21 protein-coding genes are annotated in these 23757 nt (G+C 66.7%); 11 read left to right on the forward strand and 10 right to left on the reverse strand.

All coding sequences use genetic code 11. The annotated features are described in order from the left end of the window. Nucleotides 1-122 precede the first annotated feature (122 nt). Nucleotides 123-1103 carry a magnesium transporter CorA family protein gene (locus BLT96_RS01220; protein WP_090861268.1) on the forward strand — a complete coding sequence of 327 codons (981 nt, stop codon included), beginning with the start codon at nt 123-125 and terminating at the stop codon, nt 1101-1103. Between the two features lie 55 nt (nt 1104-1158). Then, entirely contained in the window at nt 1159-2439 is a 1281-nt protein-coding gene (locus tag BLT96_RS01225; RefSeq protein WP_090861269.1) for a glycoside hydrolase family 3 protein, read from the forward strand. Between the two features lie 151 nt (nt 2440-2590). Here BLT96_RS01225 and BLT96_RS01230 read toward each other — a convergent pair whose 3' ends face one another. The 4 genes from BLT96_RS01230 to pth2 form a co-directional block, all read right to left on the reverse strand. Next, nucleotides 2591-5161, reverse strand: a complete 2571-nt coding sequence (locus BLT96_RS01230) for a homocysteine S-methyltransferase family protein (protein WP_090861270.1) — start codon at nt 5159-5161, stop codon at nt 2591-2593. After that, nucleotides 5154-5879: a vitamin B12 dependent-methionine synthase activation domain-containing protein gene (locus BLT96_RS01235; RefSeq protein ID WP_090861271.1), complete on the reverse strand. Its 726-nt coding sequence runs from the start codon at nt 5877-5879 to the stop codon at nt 5154-5156. The genes BLT96_RS01230 and BLT96_RS01235 overlap by 8 nt, the downstream gene beginning before the upstream one ends. Nucleotides 5880-5882: 3 nt before the next feature. Beyond that, on the reverse strand, nt 5883-6746 hold the full coding sequence (locus tag BLT96_RS01240; protein WP_090861272.1) for a methylenetetrahydrofolate reductase: 864 nt from the start codon (nt 6744-6746) through the stop codon (nt 5883-5885). Between the two features lie 155 nt (nt 6747-6901). Continuing rightward, nucleotides 6902-7354 carry an aminoacyl-tRNA hydrolase gene (pth2, locus tag BLT96_RS01245; protein WP_090861273.1) on the reverse strand — a complete coding sequence of 151 codons (453 nt, stop codon included), beginning with the start codon at nt 7352-7354 and terminating at the stop codon, nt 6902-6904. A gap of 144 nt (nt 7355-7498) precedes the next feature. On the opposite strand from pth2, the gene BLT96_RS01250 reads away from it, so the two are divergent. Next, nucleotides 7499-7780 (forward strand): hypothetical protein, encoded by a 282-nt coding sequence (locus BLT96_RS01250; RefSeq protein ID WP_090861274.1) that lies wholly within the window; start codon nt 7499-7501, stop codon nt 7778-7780. 397 nt (nt 7781-8177) lie between these two features. Here BLT96_RS01250 and BLT96_RS01255 read toward each other — a convergent pair whose 3' ends face one another. Beyond that, nucleotides 8178-8606: an FKBP-type peptidyl-prolyl cis-trans isomerase gene (locus BLT96_RS01255; RefSeq protein ID WP_090861275.1), complete on the reverse strand. Its 429-nt coding sequence runs from the start codon at nt 8604-8606 to the stop codon at nt 8178-8180. Between the two features lie 303 nt (nt 8607-8909). Here BLT96_RS01255 and murI point away from each other — a divergent pair, with 303 nt between their 5' ends. Continuing rightward, on the forward strand, nt 8910-9680 hold the full coding sequence (murI, locus tag BLT96_RS01260) for a glutamate racemase (protein ID WP_090861276.1): 771 nt from the start codon (nt 8910-8912) through the stop codon (nt 9678-9680). Nucleotides 9681-9688: 8 nt separating this feature from the next. Here the strand turns inward: murI and BLT96_RS01265 are convergent, their stop codons facing one another. After that, entirely contained in the window at nt 9689-10591 is a 903-nt protein-coding gene (locus tag BLT96_RS01265; RefSeq protein WP_090861277.1) for a DegV family protein, read from the reverse strand. A 317-nt stretch (nt 10592-10908) separates the two neighbouring features. Between BLT96_RS01265 and larD the strand changes: the two genes are divergently transcribed. Continuing rightward, a complete protein-coding gene (gene larD, locus BLT96_RS01270; RefSeq protein WP_090861278.1) occupies nt 10909-11640 on the forward strand; it encodes a D/L-lactic acid transporter LarD in 732 nt (243 codons plus the stop codon). 213 nt (nt 11641-11853) lie between these two features. Beyond that, on the forward strand, nt 11854-12690 hold the full coding sequence (locus tag BLT96_RS01275; RefSeq protein ID WP_090861279.1) for an alpha/beta hydrolase: 837 nt from the start codon (nt 11854-11856) through the stop codon (nt 12688-12690). 157 nt (nt 12691-12847) lie between these two features. Here the strand turns inward: BLT96_RS01275 and BLT96_RS01280 are convergent, their stop codons facing one another. Together BLT96_RS01280 and BLT96_RS01285 are read right to left on the reverse strand one after the other, a co-directional pair. Then, nucleotides 12848-13852 carry a GGGtGRT protein gene (locus BLT96_RS01280; protein WP_090844859.1) on the reverse strand — a complete coding sequence of 335 codons (1005 nt, stop codon included), beginning with the start codon at nt 13850-13852 and terminating at the stop codon, nt 12848-12850. An 18-nt stretch (nt 13853-13870) separates the two neighbouring features. After that, the gene (locus BLT96_RS01285) at nt 13871-14563 is read right to left on the reverse strand and encodes an iron-sulfur cluster assembly scaffold protein (RefSeq protein ID WP_090844861.1); all 693 of its coding nucleotides are present in this window, start codon (nt 14561-14563) and stop codon (nt 13871-13873) included. A 291-nt stretch (nt 14564-14854) separates the two neighbouring features. Here BLT96_RS01285 and BLT96_RS01290 point away from each other — a divergent pair, with 291 nt between their 5' ends. The 5 genes from BLT96_RS01290 to BLT96_RS01310 all read left to right on the forward strand — a co-directional run bounded on the left by BLT96_RS01290 (nt 14855) and on the right by BLT96_RS01310 (nt 21632). Continuing rightward, a complete protein-coding gene (locus tag BLT96_RS01290) occupies nt 14855-15784 on the forward strand; it encodes a DMT family transporter (protein ID WP_090861280.1) in 930 nt (309 codons plus the stop codon). Beyond that, nucleotides 15784-16764 carry a DMT family transporter gene (locus BLT96_RS01295; RefSeq protein WP_090861281.1) on the forward strand — a complete coding sequence of 327 codons (981 nt, stop codon included), beginning with the start codon at nt 15784-15786 and terminating at the stop codon, nt 16762-16764. The genes BLT96_RS01290 and BLT96_RS01295 overlap by 1 nt, the downstream gene beginning before the upstream one ends. Nucleotides 16765-17004: 240 nt before the next feature. Continuing rightward, complete coding sequence (locus tag BLT96_RS01300; RefSeq protein WP_090861282.1) at nt 17005-20256, forward strand: DEAD/DEAH box helicase; 3252 nt, start codon at nt 17005-17007, stop codon at nt 20254-20256. A gap of 99 nt (nt 20257-20355) precedes the next feature. Continuing rightward, the gene (locus BLT96_RS01305) at nt 20356-21078 is read left to right on the forward strand and encodes a DUF554 domain-containing protein (protein WP_090861283.1); all 723 of its coding nucleotides are present in this window, start codon (nt 20356-20358) and stop codon (nt 21076-21078) included. A 167-nt stretch (nt 21079-21245) separates the two neighbouring features. Next, on the forward strand, nt 21246-21632 hold the full coding sequence (locus tag BLT96_RS01310; protein WP_090861284.1) for a VOC family protein: 387 nt from the start codon (nt 21246-21248) through the stop codon (nt 21630-21632). 228 nt (nt 21633-21860) lie between these two features. Here the strand turns inward: BLT96_RS01310 and BLT96_RS01315 are convergent, their stop codons facing one another. Continuing rightward, nucleotides 21861-22703 carry an ABC transporter substrate-binding protein gene (locus tag BLT96_RS01315; protein ID WP_090861285.1) on the reverse strand — a complete coding sequence of 281 codons (843 nt, stop codon included), beginning with the start codon at nt 22701-22703 and terminating at the stop codon, nt 21861-21863. A gap of 93 nt (nt 22704-22796) precedes the next feature. Continuing rightward, entirely contained in the window at nt 22797-23696 is a 900-nt protein-coding gene (locus tag BLT96_RS01320; protein WP_245719290.1) for an ABC transporter substrate-binding protein, read from the reverse strand. Between the last annotated feature and the right edge of the window lie 61 nt (nt 23697-23757).

Genomic DNA, 23757 nt, shown 5'->3' on the forward strand with positions numbered 1-23757 from the left:
GCGTCATCCCAAGGGCGTCCCGTCAAATCGGCGGGACGCCCTTCTTGTCGGTGCATATGGTGTAGCCTGTCTGTAGCTCAGGCTTGCTGCAAGATGCCTGACGGCTGCGAATGCGAGGCCCCATGATCGAGTACTACAAGACGTCGCACGAGGTTGCCGCGGACGGCACGAAGGTGCCGTTCACGGGCAGGGTCGACGCTCCCGTGCGGGGGTGCTGGATCAGCGTGGTGGCGCCCACGCAGGAGGAGCGCCGCTGGATGCTGGAAGAGCTGCACGTTAACCCGGAGTTCGTGACGTCCGCGCTCGACGACGAGGAGACGTCTCGGGTGGACCTGGACACGGAGACCGGGCAGGCGCTCGTGATCGTGGACTGCCCGTTTGTGGAGGACGAGCGCGAGGCCGTGGACCCCTCCATCGTGCAGTACGACACGCACCCGCTGGCCGTGCTGTTTCTACCGGAGCAGGACGCCATCATGACCGTGAGCCTCAAGCCAAACGCGACGGTGGACGCGGTGGCCGGCGGACGCATCGCCGGCGTCAACACGGCGCAGCGCACGCGCCTGCTGCTGCAGATGCTGCTGTTCATATCCAGGCGCTACCAGGCGGACCTTCGCTCCGTCAACCGGCAGTTCCGCGAGAACGAGCGCAAGCTCCGCCGCTCCATGCGCAACGCGGACCTCATCAAGATGCTCGGCTTCGAGAAGTCGCTCGTGTACTTCTCCGCCTCGCTCAAGGCGTTGGATGCAACTGTCAGGCGCATTGGCTACGGGCGCACCGTGCGGCTGTACGAGGAAGACCGCGACCTCCTGGACGACGTCTCCATCGAGATCAGGCAGGCCATCGAGATGTGCGGCATCTACACGGAGGTCTTCAACGAGACGATGGACACGTTTGGCTCGCTCATCAACAACAACCTCAACCTCACGATGCGCACGCTCGCCATCATCACGCTGGTGCTCTCGATGCCGACGATGGTGTTCTCGTTCTACGGCATGAACACCGCGCTGCCGCTGGACGAGGCCTGGGTGTTCCCGCTGGTGCTCTCCATCGTGCTTTCCGCGGTGGCCGCGGTCTGGATCATGCGCAGCCGCCTGATAAAGTAGCGCCGAAGCCGTGGTGGCGCGGGTGGCGTCCGCACCGCACGGGGATTGGAGTCTCATGGCAAGCAAGGGCAAGGGCTCGCATGCCGCGCCGCGCCCCGTCATAAGCCGTCGCAGCGTCGTGGCGTTGGGCGGCGCGGCCGTGGTCGCGGGCGGCGTGGCCGTCGCGCGCGGCGTGCTGGGCGGCACAGGTGCGGGCAAGGCGGGCGGCTCTGCGGGCGAGAAGAGCGGCCGCTCCGGCAGAGGCTCCGCCTCAAAGCGCGGCGGCTCCAAGGCCGCGAAGTCGGCTGCGGGCGAGAAGGCCGTCGCGCGGAAGGTCGCCTCGCTCACGCTGGAGCAGAAGGTGGCCCAGATGTTCTTCCCACAGCCGGAGGCGCTCACGGGCATGGGCCAGGTGACCGCAGCCGGGGACACCACCCGCAAGGCGTTTGCAAAGATCCCCGTGGGCGGCATGTGCTACTTTGCGCAGAACCTGCAAAGCGAGTCCCAGGCAAGGCAGATGCTTTCCGCCTCCAACCAGATATCGCTGGACGAGGTGGGCCTGCCGCTCCTCATGTCCGTGGACGAGGAGGGCGGCACGGTCAGCCGCGTGGGCGGAAACAAGGGCTTCTCGATCGCAAACGTCGGCAACATGCGCGACGTGGGGGACACGGGCGATGCGCAGCGCGCGTACGACGTGTGCAAGAAGATTGCGGGCTACCTGGTGCCGTTGGGCTTCAACCTGGACTTTGCGCCGGACGCGGACATCGTGAACGGCACGAGCCAGACCATGGCGAAGCGCTCGTTTGGGACGACGGCGGACGTGGTGGCGCCCATGGTGGAGTCCGCGGTGAGGGGCTTTCTGGACGGCGGCATCATGTGCTGCGCGAAGCACTTCCCGGGCATAGGCGGCGCGCGGGGCGACAGCGAGACGGAGGCCATCACCACGGACAAGACGCTCGACCAGCTGCGCCAGGAGGAGCTGATGCCATTCAAGCGCGCTATCGCGGCCGGCGTGCCCATGGTGATGGTCGGCCACATCAGCTGTCCCAAGGTCACGGGCGACAGCGCGCCGGCGTCGCTCTCCCGCGCGATCGTGACGGACGTGCTCAGGGGCGAGCTCGGCTTCGACGGCATCATCATCACGGACTCGCTGGGCATGGGGGCCGTCGCGGGCTTGCACAAGGCGCGGGACCTGGGCGTGGCCGCGATCCAGGCCGGCGTGGACATGCTGCTGATGACGCCGGAGCTTACGGCCAGCTACCAGGGCGTGCTCGACGCGGTGAGGGCTGGCGCCATCACGGAGGAGCGCATCGACGAGTCCGTCACCCGCATCGTGCGGGCAAAGCTCGCCCTATAGGGGTAGGATTGCCCGCTCATAATCGCGGCATAAAATTAGGCGGAGGCGCTTGCGCGTCCCCGCCACATAAAACCCTACTGGGTTTTGACATCCGCGATTACTGTATCCCATTTGGGCTGGCAGTCAACCATGGTGACGACCGGCCGGTTCGCTACTGGCCCAGGATCTCTCCCACGATGCGGGCGCTCTCCGCCGCGTCCTTCGCGTAGTAGTCCGCGCCCACCATCTTGGCGTACTCCGGGTTCAGCACGGCGCCGCCCACGATGACCTTGCACCACGGCGCCTGCTGGCGCAGCAGCTCGATGGTGTCGGCCATGGCGGGCACGGTCGCGGTCATCAGGGCGGAAAGCCCCACCACCCGCAGGTGCTCGCGGACCACGGTGTCCACCACCACCTGTGGGTCCACGTCGCGGCCCAGGTCGATCACGTCGTAGCCGTAGTTCTCCAGCAGCATCTTCACGATGTTCTTGCCGATGTCGTGGATGTCGCCCTTCACGGTGCACACCGCGACCTTTCCCTTGGAGGCAACCTCGACGCCCGCGGCGTCGTTTGCCTCCTTGATTGTGTTGAAGCCGGCCTTGGCGGCCTCGGCGGACGCCATGAGCTGCGGCAGGAAGAACGTGCCCTTCTCGAACCGCACGCCCACCTCGTCGAGGGCGGGAATCAGCACCTGGTTGATGGCGTACATGACGTCGTGCTGGGCGAGAACCGCAGAGACCAGGCCTGGCATCGGCCCCTTGCGCCCGGCAAGCACCATGGCCCTTGCCTGGTCGGCGGGGTCGGACGAGGCTGCGTCCCGGGAGCCGGCGCCGTCCGCGGCGCGAGGCGGGCATTCTGCAGGCGCGCCCTCTGCGCCGAGGCCGCCCGCCGATGCCGCGGACGGCGCGGGGGCACGGTCGCTCCTGGTGGCGTAGCCCGCCACGTACGCCTGGGCGCTCTGGTCCTCGCCGGAGAGCACGCGCCAGCTGTTGACCACGTCCATCATGCGCTGCTGACACGGGTTAATGATGCACAGGTCGAGCCCGGCCGCAAACGCCGCTGCCAGGAACGTGGCGTTCACGAGCGGGCGGAACGGCAGGCCAAAGCTGATGTTCGACACGCCGAGCACCGTGCGCACGCCCGGCAGCTCGCGCTTGACGAGCGAGATGCCGTCCAGGATCTGGCGTGGTGCGCTCTGGTCCGTGGAGGCAGCCATGCACAGGCAGTCCACCACCACGTCCTGGCGCGGGATGCCGGCCGTGTCCGTGGCGGCCACGATCCTGCGCGCCACCCCAAGGCGACCCTCCGCCGTCTGGGGGATGCCCTTCTCGTCTATGGTCAGGGCCACCAGCGCGCAGCCGTAGTGCGCCGCTATGGGGATGACGGCGTCCATGGTCTCTTGCTTGCCGTTGGTGGAGTTGATGATGGGCTTGCCCGGGTAGCTGCGGACGGCCGCCTCGATGGTGGCCGGCACGGCGGAGTCCACCTGCAGGGGCAGGTTCGTGACGCCCTGGAGGTCCGCCATGAGGCGGCGCAGCGTCGCGGACTCGTCTATCTCGGGCAGGCCGGCGTTCACGTCCAGCACCTGCGCGCCGGCGTCCGTCTGGCTGATGGCTTCCTGCATCACGTAGTCGTAGTTGCCGGAGCGCAGGGCCTCCTTCATGCGGCGCTTGCCCGTGGGGTTGATGCGCTCGCCGATCACGCCCACGTGTCCGGCCGGCAGGCTCACCAGGCGCTGCGAGCTCGTGACCGCGAAGTCGCGGCACACGTCGCGCGCGGCGGGGGTGCGGCCGGCAAGGAGGTCCCTCTCGCCCGCGATGTACTGTGGCGTGGTGCCGCAGCAGCCGCCCACCACCGTGACGCCGGCGTCCAGCATGTCGCGCACGGCCTCGCAGTACTCTTTGGGCTTGATGTCGTACAGCGTGATGCCGTCCTCCACGTGGGGAAGGCCGGCGTTTGCCTGTGCCATCACGGGGACGCTGGACCACGGCAGCATGCGCTTGACGAGCGGGGCAACGTCCTTGGGGCCAAGCGAGCAGTTGATGCCCACCACGCTCGCGCCCAGCGAGCTCAAGGTCTTCGCCGCGACCTCCGGCGTGGTGCCCAGGAAGGTGCGGCCGTCCTCGTCGAAGGTCATGGTACAGAATATTGGCAGGTCAGAGCACTCCTTTGCCGCGAGCACCGCCGCTTTGGCCTCTGCGAGGTCCGCCATGGTCTCGATGATGAAGAGGTCCGCGCCCGCGGCGTCCGCCGCACGCACCTGCTGTGCAAACAGCTCGTACGCGTCGTCAAAGGGCAGCGTGCCCATGGGCTCGAGGAGAGACCCCGTGGGGCCGATGTCCGCGGCGACGTAGCGCGCACCGGAGGCCTTTGCGCAGGCGACGGCTGCCGAGAAGACCTCCTCCACCGTGGCCGCACTGCCGAGCTTGGGTGCGCTCGCGCCAAAGGTGTTTGTGGTGACGACCTCGGAGCCCGCTTGCACGTACGCCTGGTGGATCTGGGTGATCTGCTGCGGGTTGGTGAGGCACAGGAGCTCCGGCACCTCGCCGGCCGCAAGGCCGCGCGCCTGCAGCTGCGTGCCCATGGCGCCGTCGAACAGCAGGAAGTCCTCGCCCGCGAGCACGCGGCGCAGGTGGTCGTCCTTCACGCGAAGGGGACGGCGGTCGTACGTGCCAAAGTACTTGCGGGTGTCGATGGTGCCCACGCCCTTGCCGGCGGCCGTCTTGGTGGATGCATCAGTCATGGCAGGTCCTTCCTGTGGTGGCGCGAAGGTTGCAGAACGCGCGGCAGAAGCAGTCCGCGCAGCTTGCGTGCGTGGAGGGCTGCGGGGCGTCGAACATGCCCACGACGGCCGTCACGCTCTTGGTGGGGGTCATGAGCAGCGTGGGGCTGAGCGTGATGCCCAGGCGGCGGCGCGCGTCCAGCGCGTCGAGCAGCACGGGCTGCGTCTGCATGGGCATGTCGCCGTAGCCCGGCGAGAAGCGGAAGTTGGTGTAGAGCCCCTCGCGCGCGGCCATGCCCACGAGCGTGGCCTCCGCCGCGTCCGCCGCGCGCTCCACCATGGTGGTGGCCGCGGCGTCAAACAGCACCTGGCCAAGGTGGTCCGTGAGCGAGAGGCGCTTGAGCTCGCGCTCCACGCCCATGCCTATGGTGACGGCGAGCACGCCCACCTTGCGGGCGCCCGCCATGTGGCGCCGCATGGAGCTGCCCACGAGCGTGAGCGCGGTGTCCTCCAAGGCGATCTGCGGGGTGCCGTCGGGAAGATCTTCTCGCCCGGCGACTCTGTACACGGCGATGCTCGCGCGTGCACGCCCGATGGCAAGGCAGCGCGCGATGGCCTCGTCCAGGCGGCCGTCGAGCTCCGGCGTCACCTCTTGGCCGCGGTAGCCCAGGTAGCGCAGGACCTCGTTGCGGTCCAGCGCATCTATCTGGTAGCTCGTGAGCGTTGGCGCGACGGGCATGGCCTAGGCCTCCACGTAGCCCGCCTGCAGCAGGCAGTCGTGCGTGGCGTTTGCGACGGACGGGCGGTTCATGGTATAGACGTGCAGGCCGTCCACGCCGTTGCGCGCAAGGTCCACCAGCTGCTCGCACGCGTACGCGACGCCGGCGTCCTGCTGGGCCTGCTTGCTATCGCCGGCGGCGACCAGGCGCTTGATGACGGCGGCCGGGATGGACGCGCCGCAGGTGAACGCCATGCGCTGGATCTGCTGCACGCTGGTGAACGGCATGATGCCGCACACGATTGGCACCTTGATGCGGGCGCGGCTGCAGCGCTCGCGGAAGCGGTAGAAGTCCTCGTTGTCGAAGAAGAGCTGCGTCACCAGGAAGTCCGCGCCGGCGTCGACCTTTGCCTTAAGGTGCTCGATGTCCGCCTTGGGCGAGGGGGACTCAAGGTGGCCCTCCGGGTAGCAGGCGGCGCCCACGCACAGGCCGGCCTGCTTGAGGTATGCCACCAGGTCAGACGCGTGCTCGAAGTCGATCACGTCGCGGCCGGGCGCACGGTCGCCGCGCAGCGCCAGCACGTTCTGGACGCCGGCCGCCTTGATCTTCTCTACGTATGCGTCCACGTCCGCCCGGGACGACCCCAGGCACGTAAGGTGCGCCAGCGCCTGCGTCTTGCCGGACGCCTGGATGGCCTTCGCCACGCTGACGGTGTTTTGCGAGTTGCCCGATCCGCCCGCGCTGAACGTGACCGATATCCAGTCCGGCGAGTTCTGCATGAGCCTCTCCGCGACGTCGGTGGCCTGCGCAACCGACATGTCCCCCTTGGGCGGGAAGATCTCGTACGAGAAGGTCTGCTTGCTCTTGAGGATGTCGGCTATGCGCATGGTGTTCCCTTCGTGTTGCCCGGTGGCGCGGCGCACGGATGCGTCGAGCGTGGTCTACCCATGGTAGCGTTGGGGAGCGGGCGGCGCGAAAACGGAACCGTTCGGTAATAGTTGCGTATTCGATAACGCGCCATCGCGCGGCGCGATGGCCGCGGCTAGTACAGCGGCAGCTCGCCCGTGATGGGGTCGATGTCCTCCGCGCGCAGCGGCTCGAACGCGAGGCAGGTGTACGTGGCCTCGCCGTGGAACTCCGTCAGGCCGGCGTCGCGTATGAGCGCGACGGCAAAGCCGCGCTCGCGCCCCTGGTCCGCGATGTCAAGCAGCGCCTCCTCCGAGTCCACGTACACGCAGACCTTCGCGACGCCGGCGTCGAACCAGTCGGAAAGCGCCGTGTGCGGCGTGCCGTCGGAATCCAGGTACACCCACGTGGGGCTCCCGTCCTCCGCGGTGGCAAGGCGCACCTGGTCAAGGCGCCTCTCGCGCGCCAGCGCCATGAGCACGGCCTCCACGCACGCGTGGCCGGCCTGCGCGGCGATCTTGCCCTTGCGCATCTTGAGGTCGCGCCTCATCACGATCATCTGCTTGGCGAGGTAGGAAGAGCTTGGCATGGGGTCTCCGCTTCGATTATGGGGGATGTGTTTCTCGCCTCACCACTATAGCGGCGCGGCACGCAAGGCGGTGGATCTTCTCGTATGATTGACGCACTCTGTTGGTTGGCCCCGCTTGCCGCGGGGCATGAGGTTGGGGGTGGCATGGCGGACTTTGGTGGCGTAGACGCGCACAAGCTGGCGATGGCCGTGATGATGGGCAGGTCGGACGAGGCGCTGGCCATGCTGAAGCAGCTGGATTTGGGCACGATCGCGGAGCTTGTGGAGCGGGCGGGGGTCTCTGCCAGTGCCGAGGAGCTGCACCGGGCAATCGCGGGATCTGCAGGCATGGGCGAGCTCCTGGACAAGGTCGAGAAGAGCACGGGCCTTGGCTTGAGCGACCTTGCGGGCCTTGCGAGCGGCCTCATGGGCGCAGGTAGGGGGTAGGGGAGCGACCGACGCCTACGGCCCGTCGCCCGGAGACCCTGACGCTACGCGAGCTTGTCGAGCTGCCCGATGGCCCAGAGCGGGACGTTGACGAGCCAGCTTATCTACCAGCTGATTTAAAGACTCGCACGTTTTACCCTAGGAAAAAACGTGGCTGTCTCGCACATTTTACCCTAGGAAAAACGTGCGTGTCTCTCACATTTTCCAAGGGAAGTTGTTCCTTTGGCTTGCCTCGGGCCTGTCGTTGGCTTGCCTCGGGTCTGGCATCGGCGCCGCTTGGGTGGGCCCGTGCGGCGCCCTGGGCGTGCCCTGCATCCCCGCGGCAGCAAAAAGCCGCCCGCGTCCGTGGACGTAGGCGGCTCAAGGTGGCACGCGCGCCAATGGCGTGACGGCCAGGCTAGTCCTCGACCTCGAGCAGGGTGATCTCGAAGTTCAGGGCCTTGCCCGCCATCTCGTGGTTGAGGTCAAACGTGATCGTGGACTCGTCCTTCTCGACCACCTGCGCGGGGAACGGGCGGCCGTCCATGCTAGATAGCATGACCTTCGCGCCGGGCTCGAGCTCCTCCGCGCCGGGCAGCTGCGCCAGGGGGATGGTCTGAACCAGATCGTCGCGGTGCTCGCCGTACGCGTCCTTGGGCTCGAGGCGCACGTTGACCGTCTGGCCGGGCTCCATGTCCTTGACCGCGTTGTCGAAACCGGCGATCATCTGGCCTGCCATGCAGGTAAATGCTAGCGGCTCGTTGCGGTCGTACGAAGAGTCGAACTTGGTGCCGTCGTCGAGGGTGCCCGTGTAGTGGACCTTGACCTTCTTGCCTTCGTTGCTCAAGGAAAGCTCCTGTCTGTCGCTTGTGTGCGGATGGCACAAGGTTACCCAAAAGGCTCGCGCGCCATGCGGGCAAGGCGCCAGGCACGCCCCTGCCCACCGAGCCGCCACAAATGACGGGGCATCGTCCTTCTCGCCCGGCGCTCCCTGCGCGGCGCGTTTGCCGCGTGCCGTCCGCCGTCCAACGGGGCCGGTGCGGCCGGTGGCACATACAAGCTCGACAACGGTGCGGTAGACTATCTACCTGCGCCCGCGCGGGCGCACGGGCAGTGCGTCGCACCCGCGGCGCCGGGATGGAGGCACGTTTTGGGCAAAGAGGGTTGTGTCGGCGTCTTCGACTCCGGCGTCGGCGGCATCAGCGTCCTGCGCAGCATGGTCGCCGCGTTGCCGCACGAGGACTTCGTGTTCTTTGGCGACTCGGCAAACGCGCCGTATGGCGAGAAGAGCACGGACGAGGTGCTGGGGCTCTCGCGCGCAAACGTGGAGCGCCTGCTGGCCGGCGGCGCCAAGGCCATCGTGATTGCGTGCAACACCGCGACGAGCGTCGCGGCCGCCCGCCTGCGCAGCGACTACCCTGAGCTTCCCATTGTGGGCGTTGAGCCCGCGCTCAAGCCGGCGACGCTTGCCCCCAAGCACGACCGCATCCTGGTCATGGCGACGCCCATCACCCTGAAGCTGGACAAGTTCCACAAGCTTGCGCAGGAGTGGGGGTCAGACTCCACGGTCATTCCCGCGCCGTGTCCCGGCCTTGCCGCCCGCATCGAGCATGGCAACCTGGACGCGCCGGACCTCACGGAGCTGCTGCAGCGCCTGGTGGGCGAGTACCGCGGCAAGGTGGACAGCGTCGTCCTGGGCTGCACGCACTACCCGTTCGTGCGGCGCCAGATTCGCTCCGTGGTGGGCGATGTCCCGTTCTTCGATGGCGCCGAGGGCACGGCCCGCCGCCTGCAGAGCCTGCTTGCGGAGGCGGACCTCCTGAAGCCGGAGGACGAGCCCGGCTCCGTCACGTTCGAGACCAGCCTGAGCAAGCCGGGCGAGCTCGACCTGTACCAGTGGTTCTTCGACCAGGAGTGCTAGCCGCGCCACTACCTTGCGGATGACTTCCTGCCGGCGGCATCGCCCCAGAAGAACAGCGCCACGGTGCCCGGTCCCGTGTGGCAGCCGATGGTGGCGCCGATGTCGAACACCTGCGGCTTGCCATCCATCTGCGGAAACGCCTGCTCCGCCATCGCAGCGACGTCGCGCGCGTCGTTGGCGCACTCGGAGTTGCACAGGAAGACGCGGCCCGTATAGCCCTCGCCCCCAAACGCGGTCTCGCGCATGATGTCGACCACGCGCCTTTCGGCCTTCGCCTTCGTGCGGATCTTCTCGATCGCGGCAAGGCTGCCGTCCGGCGCCACGTCCATCACGGGGCAGATGCGCAGCAGCCCGCCCGCGACGCCCGCGGCCCTGCCGATGCGCCCGCCGCGCACGAAAAACGTCAGGTCTGACGAGAAGAACCAGTGCTGCACCTCCAGACGGTGCTGCCTGGCCCAGGCCGCAAGCTCCTCCAGACCCATGCCATCGCGTCTGAGGCCCGCGAGCCTGTCCATGAGCATGCCGTATCCGGAAGAGGCGCACAGCGAGTCCACCACCACGACCCTGCGCTCTGGGTACTCGTCCCTAAGCAGGTCGCGCGCCGTGCACGCGGAGTTGTACGTGCCAGAGATGCCTGAGGACAGCGTCACGTGCAGCACGTCCTTGCCGGCGTCCAGAAACGGTCGCCAGAACTCCTGGTACTCGCCTACGGACACCTGGGACGTCACCACGTTCGCGCCGTCGAGCATACGCGCGTACAGTTGGGCGGGGGAGTTGGTGCGGCCAAAGTCGTCGCGGCAGGCCTCGCCGTCGATGTTGTAGTTGAAGTACACGTACTCGATGTCGCGGCTGCGCAGAAAGTCCTCGGTCACGTCGACCGTGGAGCAGCAGCTCAGGATGTAGTCGCTCAAACGGGCTCCTTACCGCGCCGCCGTCACGGGGCGCACGTGCAGGCTGCGGCCCTTGGCGGCCGTCCTTCTCGCCTGGTTTTTAGACAGAGTACCCAATAAGTGTTGGAATTTTGTGGCACGTGGCGGAATTTGCGGCGACATGACGCGGAATCGAGGGCATTCCCAATCACGCTGTGTTTATTCGCGGAATTGTTCATCTTCATAACTCTGAAATAGTTCGCGTATTCCGCGAGCGGTAAAATATTTTCCGTAGACGCCGCCTGCTCGCGGGGTGCAGCCGATCGCAGGTGGCAAAGCCCATGGCGTAAGGAGAAGTAATGCCGTACAACGTTCTGGCGGAGTTTGGGGCCACTGCCCTCATGATCGTGTTCGGTGTCGGGGTTCACTGCGACACCGTGCTCAAGGGCACCAAGTACCACGGCTCCGGCCACATGTTCGCAATCACCACGTGGTCGTTTGGCATCTCCGTCGCGCTCTTCATCTTTGGCGGCGCCGTCTGCATGAACCCGGCCATGGTGCTTGCCCAGTGCATGATCGGCCTGGTGCCCTGGTCAAACTTCGTGCCGTACGTCGTGGCGGACATGCTGGGCGCGTTTGCCGGCGCGATTCTGGCGTGGTTCATGTACGCGGACGACTTCAAGGCGTCCGAGGGCGACCCCGAGGTCAGCGCCGTCGCAAAGCGCAATATCTTCAGCACCAACCCCGTGGTCCAGAACCTCCCGCGTGACTTCTTCTGCGAGGCCACCTGCACCTTCGTCTTCATCTCCGCCATCCTCGCCGCCGCCAGCCGCGCCGGCGACAACGTCCTGCTGCTTGCCATCGCCGTCGGCATCATCGTGTGGGCCGTGGGCATGGGCATGGGCGGCATCACCGGCTTTGCCATGAACCAGGCCCGCGACCTTGGCCCCCGCCTTGCCTACCAGCTGCTTCCCATCAAGGGCAAGTGCGACAACAACTGGAAGTACGGCCTGATCGTGCCGGGCATCGCCCCGTTTGTGGGCGCGGCGCTCGCGGCGCTCTTCGTCCACGGCTTCCTGGGCATGTTCTAGGGCCTGGCGCGCGATGTCGCCTTCGGGCAACACGTCAACTTCGGTTTATTGCAAGGGCGCTCCCACGGGGGCGTCCCTTTTTTTGTGGCGGGCATGCTGGCGGCGCTTCCCGCGACGCCTGCTGCGGGCATAAAAGTTTTTCTCGCCCGCGCGCTGCCGCGACGCGTCCGTGCTAGCCTGAGTCAATCCGAATGCGTTTTGAAGGGAGCTCGCATGGGCAGACGCGGGGAGAAGAACGTCCCTCTTGGCGGAGGGCGGGGTCATGGGAGGCGCCATCGCGCGCGCAGGGTGCTGCTGGGGATAGCCGTGGCGCTTGTGGCGGCCGTGCTCGCCCTTGGCCTGGGAATCCACATCTACGCCGCAAGCTACAGCCATGCGACGGCGACCGCGCGGGAGGCGCTTGCGACCTCTTCCGACGTGCGGGTGAAGCGGCTCGACAGCGGCGACGTGCTGTTTGTGCCGCAAGACGCGGGTCGCGTCAGCGCGGCGCTCGTGTTCTATCCCGGCGGCAAGGTGGAGGCGACCGCGTACGCGCCCCTGCTGCGGAGCCTTGCGGAGCGTGGCATCGCGTGCGCGCTCACCCGGATGCCCGAGAACCTTGCGGTGCTTGCGCCAAACGCGGCGGACCGTAGCCGCGGCGAGCTTGAGGATGCGCTGAGGGCGGAAGGGCGCGACCCCCAGGACGTGCCATGGATGATGGGCGGCCACTCCCTGGGAGGCGCGATGGCCGCAAGCTATGCCGGGGACCACGCGAGCGAGTACCGGGGCCTTGCGCTGCTTGCGGCATACTCTTCCGGCGACATTTCCAAGAGCGGGCTTCGCGTCCTGCTTGTCTTGGGAACGCGCGATGGCGTGCTCAACCGCGACAAGTACAAGAGCTGCCTTGCGAACCTGCCGCAAGACTACCGCGAGGTTGAGATCAAGGGCGGAAACCACGCGGGGTTTGGCAGCTACGGCAGGCAGGACGGCGACGGTAAGGCCACGGTCTCTGGCGGGAAGCAGGTGGAGGCGACTGTCCAGGCAATCGTGAGCCTTGCGGAGACGCTGTAGGTCAGGCGCCCCCAACGCCGGAAACCCGTACCGGCATCGCGCCGAGCGTGCCGGGGCGAGGGGGCGCGGCTCTTCTCGCCCGCGGCGCACGCATGCGCCATAAGAATGGGGCCCGCCACAAGGTGACGGGCCCCATGCTGCTCTTGTGGGGCAAGCCTTACTTGGTGAGGGCTTCCTCGACGGCGACGGCGCACGCGACGGTGCAGCCGACCATGGGGTTGTTGCCCATGCCGATGAGGCCCATCATGTCAACGTGCGCAGGCACGGAGCTGGAGCCGGCGAACTGGGCGCTGGAGTGCATGCGGCCCATGGTGTCGGTCATGCCATAGGAGGCAGGGCCTGCGGCCATGTTGTCCGGGTGCAGCGTACGGCCGGTGCCGCCACCAGAGGCGACGGAGAAGTACTTCTTGCCGGCCAGGACGCGCTCCTTGAAGTAGGTGCCAGCGACGGGGTGCTGGAAGCGCGTGGGGTTGGTGGAGTTGCCGGTGATAGAGATGTCGACGTTCTCGTGCCACATGATGGCAACGCCCTCGCGGACGTCGTCGGCACCGTAGCACTTGACGGCGGCACGCGGGCCATCGGAGTAGGGGACCTCGCGCACGATCTCAAGCTCGCTGGTGTAGTAGTCGAACTTGGTCTGGACGTAGGTGAAGCCGTTGATGCGGGCGATGATCTGGGCGGCGTCCTTGCCAAGGCCGTTCAGGATGACGCGCAGCGGCTTCTTGCGGGCCTTGTTGGCGTTGTTGGCGATGCCGATGGCGCCCTCGGCGGCCGCGAAGGACTCGTGACCGGCCAGGAACGCGAAGCACTCGGTGTCCTCGCCCAGCAGCATGGCGCCCAGGTTGCCGTGGCCCAGGCCGACCTTGCGCTCCTCGGCAACGGAGCCGGGGACGCAGAACGCCTGCAGGCCGATGCCGATGGCGGCGGCAGCCTCGGACGCGGTCTTTACGCCCTTCTTGACGGCGATGGCGCAGCCAAGGACGTAGGCCCACTTTGCGTTCTCGAACGCGATGGACTGAATGCCCTCGGTGATCTGGTAGGGATCGAAGCCGAGGTCGGTGCAGATCTTGCGAGCTTCCTCAAGGTCAGCAATGCCGTACTCTGCGCAGGTCTTGTTGATCTTGTCGATGCGGCGCTCGTAGCCTTCGAACGTGATTGCCATGTGTATTCAGCTCCCTTCCTACTCTTCGCGAGGATCGATGACCTTGGCGGGGTTGTCCCACTGGCCGTAGCGGCCCATGGCGCCCTCGACGGCCTCCTTGGGATCGGTGCCGGACTTGATGGCGTCAGTGAACTTGCCGAGGTTAAGGAACTCGAAGCCGATGATCTCGTCGTCCTTGTTCAGGGCCATCTTGGTGATGTAGCCCTGGGTCAGCTCGAGGTAGCGGGCGCCCTTGGCCTTGGTGCCGTAGGTGGTGCCGACCATGGAGCGGAGACCCTTGCCAAGGTCGTCGAGGCCGGTGCCGACGGGCAGGCCGTCCTCGGAGAACGCGGTCTGGGTGCGGCCGTAGACGATCTGCAGGAAGAGCTCGCGCATGGCGACGTTGATGGCGTCGCAGACGAGGTCGGTGTTCAGCGCCTCGAGGATGGTCTTGCCGGGAAGGATCTCGGCAGCCATGGCAGCGGAGTGCGTCATGCCGGAGCAGCCGATCGTCTCGATCAGGCACTCCTCGATGACACCCTGCTTGACGTTGAGGCTGAGCTTGCAGGCGCCCTGCTGGGGTGCGCACCAGCCTACACCGTGCGTGTAACCAGAGATGTCAGAGATCTCCTTGGCCTGGACCCACTTGCCCTCCTCGGGAATGGGCGCAGGACCGTGGTATGCGCCCTTGGCGACAGTGCACATACGCTCCACTTCTGCGGAATACTGCATGGTTCTCCTCTCCACCACATCAAGCGCGTCGGGCCTTGTCCCGCGCGCCACTGTCCGGTGTGTGACTGGCCCATGCGGCCGGTCAGACCCATTTTATGCCACGGCGTGTGTTTGTCGCCACAATACATTCAAGTTCGGTAGAAATATCGCTCGAGGCGTGACTTGACGCGGAAGAGTGGTCATTTGGTGCTGCGATTGGCGTCCGTCGTACCGCGTGGGTAAGGGCTTCGAGCCCGCGTGGCACGTCCTTCTCGCCCGGGGCGGCGCTGCCCATGCCATATAATCGGTGGGATGAAGACTCCCCGTGACATACCAAGCTGGGCGTATGCCGTCGCCGTGGTGCTGACCACCGTGGCGTACGGCGCCTCGTACGTGGTCATCAAGGACGCGATGGAGGCCGTGGCCACGTCGTGGCTGCTCGCGATGCGCTTTGGGCTGGCGGCCATTGTGCTGGGAGTGGCGTTTAGGCGGCGCATCGCGCGGACGATCGACCTCAGCCACGTGCTGGCCGGCGTGGTGGTGGGCCTGCCGGAGGCACTGGGCTTTCTGCTGCAGAACCTGGGGCTTACGCAGACCTCGCCCGGGCGCAACGCCTTCCTCACGGCGACGTACTGCGTGATGGTGCCGTTTCTGGCGTGGGCGGTGGAGCGCCGCCGGCCGGGTGCAAACAACGTGGTCGCGGCGGTGATGTGCCTGACCGGGGTCGGGCTGCTGTCGCTCACGGGACGCCAGAGCCTGAGCTTGGGCGCGGGCGACTGGCTCACGCTCTTCTCGGCGCTCATGTACGCGTCGAACATGGTGGCCGTCGGGCGTCTGGGGCGCGCGCACGACGCCGTGTGCCTGACGTTCTTGATGCTGGTGACGTGCGCGCTCGTGTGCATGGGGTGGGCGGTCGCGCTTGAGCCGGCGCCTTTGGCCTCCGCTTTCACGGCGGAGTTCGCCGCGCAGCTGGCATACATAACGATTGCGTCCACCGTCGTGGGGCTGCTCGTGCAGAACGTTGCGCAGCGGCACCTGCCGTCGTCCGAGGTTGCGCTCTTGCTCTCGTTCGAGAGCGTGTTTGCGGCGGTGTTTTCCGTCGCGTTCTATGGCGAGAAGATCACGCCCTCCCTGCTTGCGGGGTTTGCCCTCATCTTCGGGGCGGTCCTGGTGAGCCAGTTTGCGCCCGGCCGCCGACAGGCTGACGAGCTGAGGGCCGAGGCCAGGGAGGGAAGGCTGTAGTGTCGAGGGAAGAGGTGCGTAAGTGCGCGCAGGAGCCGTTGCGGGAGGGCGCCGCCGCGGGCACGGCCGCCGCGGGTGCGCGCCGCGAGCCGCCGGTGTGGGTGTTCGAGCTGGGTCTGCTGCTTGCGGCCATCATCTGGGGAGGCGCGTTCGTGGTCCTGAAGGACACGCTGGACGCCATGACCCCCATCTGGATCATCGCGGTGCGCTTCTGCCTGGCGACGCTCGTGATGATCGTCGTCTTCCACCGCAGGCTCGCGCGCTACCTGGACGCGAGCCACGTGCTGGCCGGCGTGGTGATTGGCCTTCCGGAGGCCATCGCGTTCATCATCCAGAACGTGGGCCTCGCGGGCACCACCCCGGGGCGCAACGCGTTCCTCACGGCGACGTACTGCGTGATGGTGCCGTTTTTGAACTGGGCGTTCCTGCGCAGGCGGCCCGGCGCCAACAGCGTGGTGGCCGCGCTTTTGTGCCTGACGGGCGTGGGCTTTCTGGCGCTTTCCGGCGAGCGCGGCTTTGGCCTGGGGTTTGGCGACGTGGTGACGCTGGTTTCGTCCCTGTTCTTCGCGCTCAACATCGTGGCCGTGGGCCGCTTTGGGCGCGCGCACGACGCCATGGTCATCACGACAGTGATGTTTGCACTCGCGGCCGTGCTGTGCACCGCCGTGGCGCTGGCGGCGGAGCCCCTGCCGAGCTTCGCCGCGCTGACGCCGCGCTTCTGGGGGTGCATGGCGTACGTGGTGCTGGGCTCGACCGTGGCGGCCCTGCTGCTGCAGAACGTGGGCCAGCGCCACGTGCCGCCGGCGCAGGCGGCGCTCTTGCTTTCGCTCGAGAGTGTGTTTGCGGTGCTGTTCTCCATCGTGTTCTACGGCGAGAGGGTCACGCCGCCTCTGATGGCGGGCTTCGCCCTCATCTTCGTGGCGATCACCGTGAGCCAGTTTGGGCTGGGCCCGCTGGCGCGCGCGAAGGTGCGCGACTGACGGCGCCATTTGGAGAAACACGCGTCCACCGCGTGCGAAACCCGCTACGCTAGAGAGATACGCGAGGCGCCCGTTTTTGCAACAATGGGAACGAAGTACCTATGTAGCGGTACCAACGACGGAAGCACGTTCTTCTCGCCCACGCGGGTCTGCGGGCGGCCCGCAGGGTCGTACGTCCGGGGTCGCTGCAGGCGGCGGAGGCGCGGCGTCGTGCAGGACAGGGGAACGGGAGGTCGCCGCTTGATATCAGAGAAGTCGCTGTCCAAGGTCTGCAGGCCGGCGGTGCTGGGGCGCGGGCGCATCATCGCGCAGCGCAGCGACCGCATATGGAACCGTACCTGCAGCTACAGCGGCTCTTGCACCAGCATCGAGGCGTGCGTTGACAGCTCGAGCGGCTACGAGGACCACTACCGCTGCGGCATCACCATAGACGAGGCCGCGGACGAGGTGGTCGACTACCACTGCACCTGCCCGGCAGCGCGGCGCTACCCGGGGCCGTGCAAGCACAGCATCGCCCTGGCGCTGGACTTCAACCGAAACGCCGACGCGTACAGGGGCCACAGCCCGCAGAACCAGACGAGCACGTCGCGCGTGCTGGGCGACTACCTGGACCGCGCGTGCGCCCCGGCGCCGGTGCGCGTGGCCTCCGCGGCGGACGCGACGCCCGGGACCGTTGGCCTGAAGGTGACGCTCGAGCGCGAGCACGACTGGTACCTGCGCCTGAGGATCTGGGGCCCGCGCGGTTCGTACGTGGTGCGCGACGTGGGCGAGCTTGCGCAGGACATCATGGCGGGCGCGTTTCACGAGTACGGCAAGAAGCTCGCGTTCGTGCACTCGCTCGACATGTTCGACGCGTCGTCGCGTCCCGTGGCGGAGCTTGTGGTGCGCGCCGTGCAGAACAGGCGCTCCTTTGCGTCCTCGCGCGTGGCGCCGCGCGTGTTTGGCATGCCGGGGCTGCAGACGCCCATAGGCCGCGAGCTGCGGCTTTCCCCGCCGGAGCTGGACGAGCTCATAGCGCTGCACGTTGGCCGCACGCTCGAGGTCGAGGTTGTGTCGGAGGGCGTGCAGCAGCCGGCGCGCGACGTGACCGTTGCGGACGGCGACCCCCAGGTGGGCCTGCGCATAAAGGAGGCGCGCCACGGCGCCTTTGACCTGGAGCGCGAGGGCGAGGCCGAGTTCTTCACGACGCCGGGCCACCTGTACGCGCTTACGCGGGACGCGCTCTTCCGCTGCACAAAGCGGCTGCTGGACGTGGCGCCGTTCCTTACGAGCGTGTATTCCAGCCACGCGACGCGCATGCTTCTGGGCGAGCGCGACGTGCCGCGCTTTGCGGCCGCGGTGCTGCCCCGCGTGGGCGAGGCCATGCACGTGGACGCGCCGCAGGAGGTGCTGGACCAGATGCCGCGGCCCCTGCGGCTGGACTTCTACCTGGACCACGCGCGCCAGGGCGTGACGTGCCGCGCGGAGGCCAGCTACGGCACGCGCCGCCTTTCCGTCCTCACGCGCGATCCGGACGCCGTGCCAGACTACGCGCGCGATGCCGCGGGTGAGGCCCGTGCGCGCCAGCTGGTGCAGCAGTACTTCAGGCTGCCGGCCGCGGGCGCCACGGTGGCGACCATAGGCGAGAAGGACACCCCCGCCATTGCGAGGCTGCTGCTGGACGGCATGGCCCGTCTTCGCGAGGCGGGCACCGTCCACGCGACGGACGCGTTCGACCGGATGCTGCGCCGCGAGGCGCCAAAGGTGCAGGTGGGGCTCTCCGTGCGGTCGAACCTCATCAACCTGAGGGTCTCTGCGGACGACCTGCCGCTGGACGAGCTGTTTGGCCTGCTTGCCAGCTACCGCCGCCACCAGCGCTTCCACCGGCTGCGCGATGGCTCGTTCGTGGACCTTGCCGGCGCGGACCTTTCGCAGGCGGCCGCCCTTGCGGAGGAGCTTGGCCTCACCGCGCGCGACCTTGCGGCCGGCGAGGTGAGCATTCCCAGCTACAAGGCGTTCTTGCTCGACAACATCATGACGGACGAGCAGAAGGATGAGTCGTTCCGCGCGTACGTGGACGGATTTCGCTCCGTGGACCCCACGCGCTTCGAGCCGCCCGCCTCCATCGCGGGGCGGCTGCGCCCGTACCAGCGCGCCGGCTTCCAGTGGCTCAGCGCGCTTGCGGCCATGGGCTTTGGCGGCATCCTCGCGGACGAGATGGGCCTGGGCAAGTCCGTGCAGATGATATCCTTCCTGCTCGCAAACCGCGGCAGGGGGACGATCCTTCTGGTGTGCCCGTCATCCCTGGTGTACAACTGGGTGGCGGAGTTCCAGAAGTTCGCGCCCCAGATGGACGTGGCGCCCGTGGTCGGCACGGCGCCGGAGCGCGCCCGCATCCGTCGCGAGCGCGGCCACGAGGTGCTCGTTACCAGCTACGACCTGCTGCGCCGCGACATAGAGGCATATGCCCCCATGGACTTCTGGTGCGAGGTCCTGGACGAGGCGCAGTACATAAAGAACCACGAGACGCTTTCCGCCCGTGCGGTGAAGGCTGTCACGGCGCGGCACCGCTTCGCGCTCACGGGCACCCCCATCGAAAACCGCCTGTCCGAGCTCTGGAGCATATTCGACTACCTTATGCCGGGGCTCCTGGGCAGCTACGACCGCTTTCGCGAGAGGTACGAGGACCCCATCCTCGCGGGCGACGCGGACTGCGCCAACAGGCTGCGCGCGGCCATAGGTCCGTTCGTGCTGCGCCGCCTGAAGCGCGACGTTCTGAGCGACCTGCCCGACAAGCTGGAGCAGGTGGTATATGCGCAGCTTTCCGGCGAGCAGCGCAGGCTGTACAGCGCGCACGAGCAGGCGCTGCGCCTCTCGCTTGCGTCCCAGTCCGACCAGGAGTTCACCCGCGGCAAGCTGCAGGTGCTCGCGGAGCTCATGCGCCTGCGCCAGCTGTGCTGCGACCCCCGCCTGGTGTACGACGACTACGACGGGCCCTCGGCAAAGCTCGACACGATCTTCTCGCTCGTGGAGCGCGTGGTGGACGCCCGGGCAAAGGTGCTCGTGTTCTCGCAGTTCACAAGCTACCTGGACCTCATCGCGCGGCGTCTGGACGCTAGCGGCATCGCGCACTTCATGCTGACGGGCGCCACCCCCAAGAAGCGCCGCATCCAGCTGGTGGACGCGTTCAACCAGGATGACACGCCCGTGTTCCTGATATCGCTCAAGGCGGGCGGCACCGGCCTCAACCTCACGGGCGCCTCCGTGGTGGTGCACGCGGACCCGTGGTGGAACTCCGCCGCGCAGAACCAGGCCACGGACCGCGCCCACCGCATTGGCCAGACGCGCGAGGTCACGGTGTACAAGGTCATAGCGCGCGACACCGTGGAGGACAGGATCCTGGCGCTGCAGGAGGCCAAGAGCGAGCTTGCCGACCAGGTGGTGGGCGAGGGCGGCGGCGCGTCGCTCTCGAGCCTGCGCAAGGAGGACCTCGTGGACCTGCTGGGGCACTAGGCGCCGCAAGTGCCGCCGCGTTGCCGCACTTGGTGTACCATTCACTTCTGCATGTCGTTTCCGCAGGCCATCCGCCCTGCGCAATCAGGGGAGAAGAACGTGGTGCTTTTTGGTGCGCTCATGAACGGTCTCGAGGCGTTCGTGGGCGGTGTGCTGGGGCTGCTGTTCAAGCGGCACGTCTCCGACGACTTGGGCGACTTCCTCCTGAAGGGCCAGGGCCTGTGCGTGGTGCTCGTGGCCGTGCAGGGCATGGTGGCCAAGGGCGGATCGGTCGCGGTGGTCACCACGGCCGTGGCCCTGGGCTCCGTCGTGGGCTACGCCATCGACCTGGACAAGTGGGTGCGACGCCTGGGAGACTGGGCGCAGGCCAGGCTTGACAGGCTGTTCAGCGGCAGCGAGCGCCTGGGCAACTTCAGCGAGGGCTTCGTCGCGTCCACCCTGTTCTGCTGCACCGGTGCTATGGCGATCCTGGGATCGATCTCCGCCGGCATCCAGCTCGACCCGTCCACCCTCATCGCAAAGGGCGTGATCGACCTCGTGGTGTGCCTGCCGCTTGCGGCCACCATGGGCATCGGGGTTCCGTTCTGCGGCGTGAGCCTTGTGGTGTACGAGGGCATCCTCAGCGTGCTCGCAAGCCTGATGGGGCCGCTTTTGAGCGATGCCGTCATCCTGCAGATGGGCGTCACCGGCTCCGTCCTGCTGCTCGCCGTGGGCACCAACCTCATGGGCGTGACCAACCTCAAGGTGGCAAACATCCTTCCCGCCGCGTTTCTGCCCATCGTCCTCGTGCCGCTTGCGGGCGTGGTGGGCTCCATCCTGTAGACCTTATCGCGCGGCACGGGTGCACCTTCCGCATCGAGTGGGTAACGGTCGCATAATCGTCCGGCGAAGCCGGGCCTTTTGCATACAATGGGACAAGGCCGATTGGCGTTGCGTGCTTGGCGCCGGCAGGTCAATGGCAAGACGGGAATGGCAAGGGGGACCTGAAGATGGCGGACCAGACCAAGAGCGAGGACCCGCGCGAGCTGTTTGGCATGTACCTCGCGCACGTGGGCATCAATGCCGAGACCGAGGAAGACGTGGAGAAGATCGTGGGAGACTTCCAGCGCCTGATGGGACTTGCGCGCATGGAGATTGCCCCGGCGTCCCTCTTCGCGAGCGACTACATCGAGGTCATGAGACCTGGTCGCGGGCGTGGGACGAAGGGTCACATCGGCTTCCATGTGGACGACATCGACGCGGCGGAGAAGTGGTTCGAGGCGCGTGGCTTCAAGATCAACGAGTCATCGCGCGTGCTGAAGGACGGAAAGACCTTCCTGGTCTACTTCCAGGAGGAGATCGCGGGGTTTGCCATCCACCTGACCGTCCAGAAGTAACGAGCAACAAGAAGTAACGAGCAGCAAGAAGTAACGAGCAGTAATGAGAGGGGCGCCGCATCCACTGGATGCGGCGCCCCTTCTTGGGCGGTGTGCGTTGGGGTGGGAGGGTGCGTTCTTCTCGGCTGCGTTATGGTTCGTTGGTGTCACGGGTCACATAGCCTAACACAAGCAGCGAAGCGCGGCCGAGCTTGTGACAGTGTCGCATATGCGCAGGTGGTTGAGTCGCTAGATTGTCGTGCCGAACCACTTCTGCTCGAGCGCGTCCATGGTGCCGTCGCTCTTGAGCTCCTTCAGGGCCTTGTTGATGGCCTTGGTGAGACCGGGATTCTTCTTGCTGACGACGATGCCGTACTGCTCGCCGGTCGGAATCTCGCCACCCTCGGGAATCTGGAGGTCACCGTAGGCCTGCTTGATCTCGTAGCTGGTGACGGGGAGGTCTGCGACGCACGCGTTGTACAGGCCCGTCTGGACGCCGGTCATGGCCTGGATGATGTCGTCCAGGGGGACGACGGTGGCCTTGGGCAGGTTCTCCTGCGCCCAGGACTCGCCGGTGGTGCCGGACTGTACCGCGATTTGCATGCCCTTGGCGTTGAGCTGCTCCTGCGTGGTGGCTGTGGAGCCCTTCTTCACGACGATGGACTGGTTGGAGTCCAGGTACGGCTTGGTGAAGTCTATCTCCTTCTTGCGGTCGTCCGTGATGGTGATGGCGCCGATGGAGACGTCCGCCTTGCCGCCCTGCTTGATGGTGGGGACGATGGTATCGAACTGGACGGAGGGAAGGATCCGCGGCTTGAGCTTGAGCTTCTTGCAGATGGCCTTGTAGACGTCCACGTCGAAGCCCTCGAAGTCGCCGGTCTTCTCGTTCATGGAGACGAAGGGCGGGAAGTAGAAGTTGGAGATCATGGTGAGCTTGCCGGACTTGACCAGGGTGTAGCCGGAGCTGGACGTCGCGGACGAGGTGGTGCCGGAGGAGCCGCAGGCGGCAAGCGAGCCAGAGAGGGCTATGCCTGCGGCGCCGAGGCCGCAGAGCTGGACGAAGTCGCGACGAGACATGGTGTTGAGCTTCATGCTCCTGTTCCTTCCTTTGGATGGTGCAGTCTGGGGTGGCCACCCGTGTGGACGGGCGACCGGGACGAGCGACGCGCTGTCGGTGTGGTGTGGCTACAGCGTGGTGCCAAACCACTTCTTCTGGAGCGTGTCCATGGTGCCGTCGTCCTTGAGCGCCTTGATGGCGGCGTCGAGGTCCTTGCGCAGCTTGACGTTCTTCTTGCTGACGACGATGCCGTACTGCTCGCCCGTGGCGATCTGGAGGTCGACCTGGAGATCGGTGTAGGACTTGGTGCACAGGTACGAAGCGACGGGAAGGTCGAGCACCGCCGCGTTGTAGAGGCCCGACTGGACGCCGGTCATGGCCTGGATCGCATCGTCCAGGGGAACGCACGTGGCCTTGGGGAGGTTCTCCTTCACCCACGACTCGCCGGTGGTGCCGGACTGGACCGCGACCTGCTTGTCCTTGGTGTTGAGCGCATCCTCGCTCACCTTGCCGTCCGCCTTGCGGTTGACGAGCCCCTGGTTGGAGTTGAGATACGGTTTCGTGAAGTCGATCTCCTTCTTGCGGTCGTCCGTGATGGTGAACGCGGAGACGCCGACATCGGCCTTACCGCCCTGCTTGATGAGGGGGATGATGGTGTCGAACTTTGTCGCGGGCAGCCACTCCATGGTGAGGCCGAGCTTCTTGGCGAGGGCGTCCATCATGTCGATCTCGAAGCCCTCGGGCTTGGTGCCGCCGTCGGGGATGGACTCAAGCGGGGGATAGGACATGTCCGACACGCCGATGAGGGTGCCCTTCTTGGCGAGGATGTACTCCTTGGTGCCTTTGGAGGACGCGCTCGATGCGGATTCGGAGGAACCAGAGTCGGACTTGGGGCTGCCGCCACAGCCCGCGAGCAGGCTGATGGTGCCCATGCCAGCGATCCCGAGTCCACAGAGGTTGACGAACTGGCGCCTTGACATGCCGTGGTCTGTAGCGGTTTCTGTGACGTTCTGGATCTTGTTCTGCATGATTGCTCCGTCCCTATTTACTTTCGCGGCGATCGTCTTTGTTGCCACGCTGGTAGCGCCC

The sequence above is a fragment of the Parafannyhessea umbonata genome (genome assembly GCF_900105025.1).
Classification (GTDB): domain Bacteria; phylum Actinomycetota; class Coriobacteriia; order Coriobacteriales; family Atopobiaceae; genus Parafannyhessea; species Parafannyhessea umbonata.

Coding starts and splice junctions, on each gene's coding strand:
- BLT96_RS01220 (WP_090861268.1), top strand. CDS start 123: ATGATCGAGTACTACAAGACGTCGCACGAGGTTGCCGCGGACGGCACG.
- BLT96_RS01225 (WP_090861269.1), top strand. CDS start 1,159: ATGGCAAGCAAGGGCAAGGGCTCGCATGCCGCGCCGCGCCCCGTCATA.
- BLT96_RS01230 (WP_090861270.1), bottom strand. CDS start 5,161: ATGACTGATGCATCCACCAAGACGGCCGCCGGCAAGGGCGTGGGCACC.
- BLT96_RS01235 (WP_090861271.1), bottom strand. CDS start 5,879: ATGCCCGTCGCGCCAACGCTCACGAGCTACCAGATAGATGCGCTGGAC.
- BLT96_RS01240 (WP_090861272.1), bottom strand. CDS start 6,746: ATGCGCATAGCCGACATCCTCAAGAGCAAGCAGACCTTCTCGTACGAG.
- pth2 (WP_090861273.1), bottom strand. CDS start 7,354: ATGCCAAGCTCTTCCTACCTCGCCAAGCAGATGATCGTGATGAGGCGC.
- BLT96_RS01250 (WP_090861274.1), top strand. CDS start 7,499: ATGGCGGACTTTGGTGGCGTAGACGCGCACAAGCTGGCGATGGCCGTG.
- larD (WP_090861278.1), top strand. CDS start 10,909: ATGCCGTACAACGTTCTGGCGGAGTTTGGGGCCACTGCCCTCATGATC.
- BLT96_RS01275 (WP_090861279.1), top strand. CDS start 11,854: ATGGGCAGACGCGGGGAGAAGAACGTCCCTCTTGGCGGAGGGCGGGGT.
- BLT96_RS01280 (WP_090844859.1), bottom strand. CDS start 13,852: ATGGCAATCACGTTCGAAGGCTACGAGCGCCGCATCGACAAGATCAAC.
- BLT96_RS01285 (WP_090844861.1), bottom strand. CDS start 14,563: ATGCAGTATTCCGCAGAAGTGGAGCGTATGTGCACTGTCGCCAAGGGC.
- BLT96_RS01290 (WP_090861280.1), top strand. CDS start 14,855: ATGAAGACTCCCCGTGACATACCAAGCTGGGCGTATGCCGTCGCCGTG.
- BLT96_RS01310 (WP_090861284.1), top strand. CDS start 21,246: ATGGCGGACCAGACCAAGAGCGAGGACCCGCGCGAGCTGTTTGGCATG.
- BLT96_RS01315 (WP_090861285.1), bottom strand. CDS start 22,703: ATGAAGCTCAACACCATGTCTCGTCGCGACTTCGTCCAGCTCTGCGGC.
- BLT96_RS01320 (WP_245719290.1), bottom strand. CDS start 23,696: ATGCAGAACAAGATCCAGAACGTCACAGAAACCGCTACAGACCACGGC.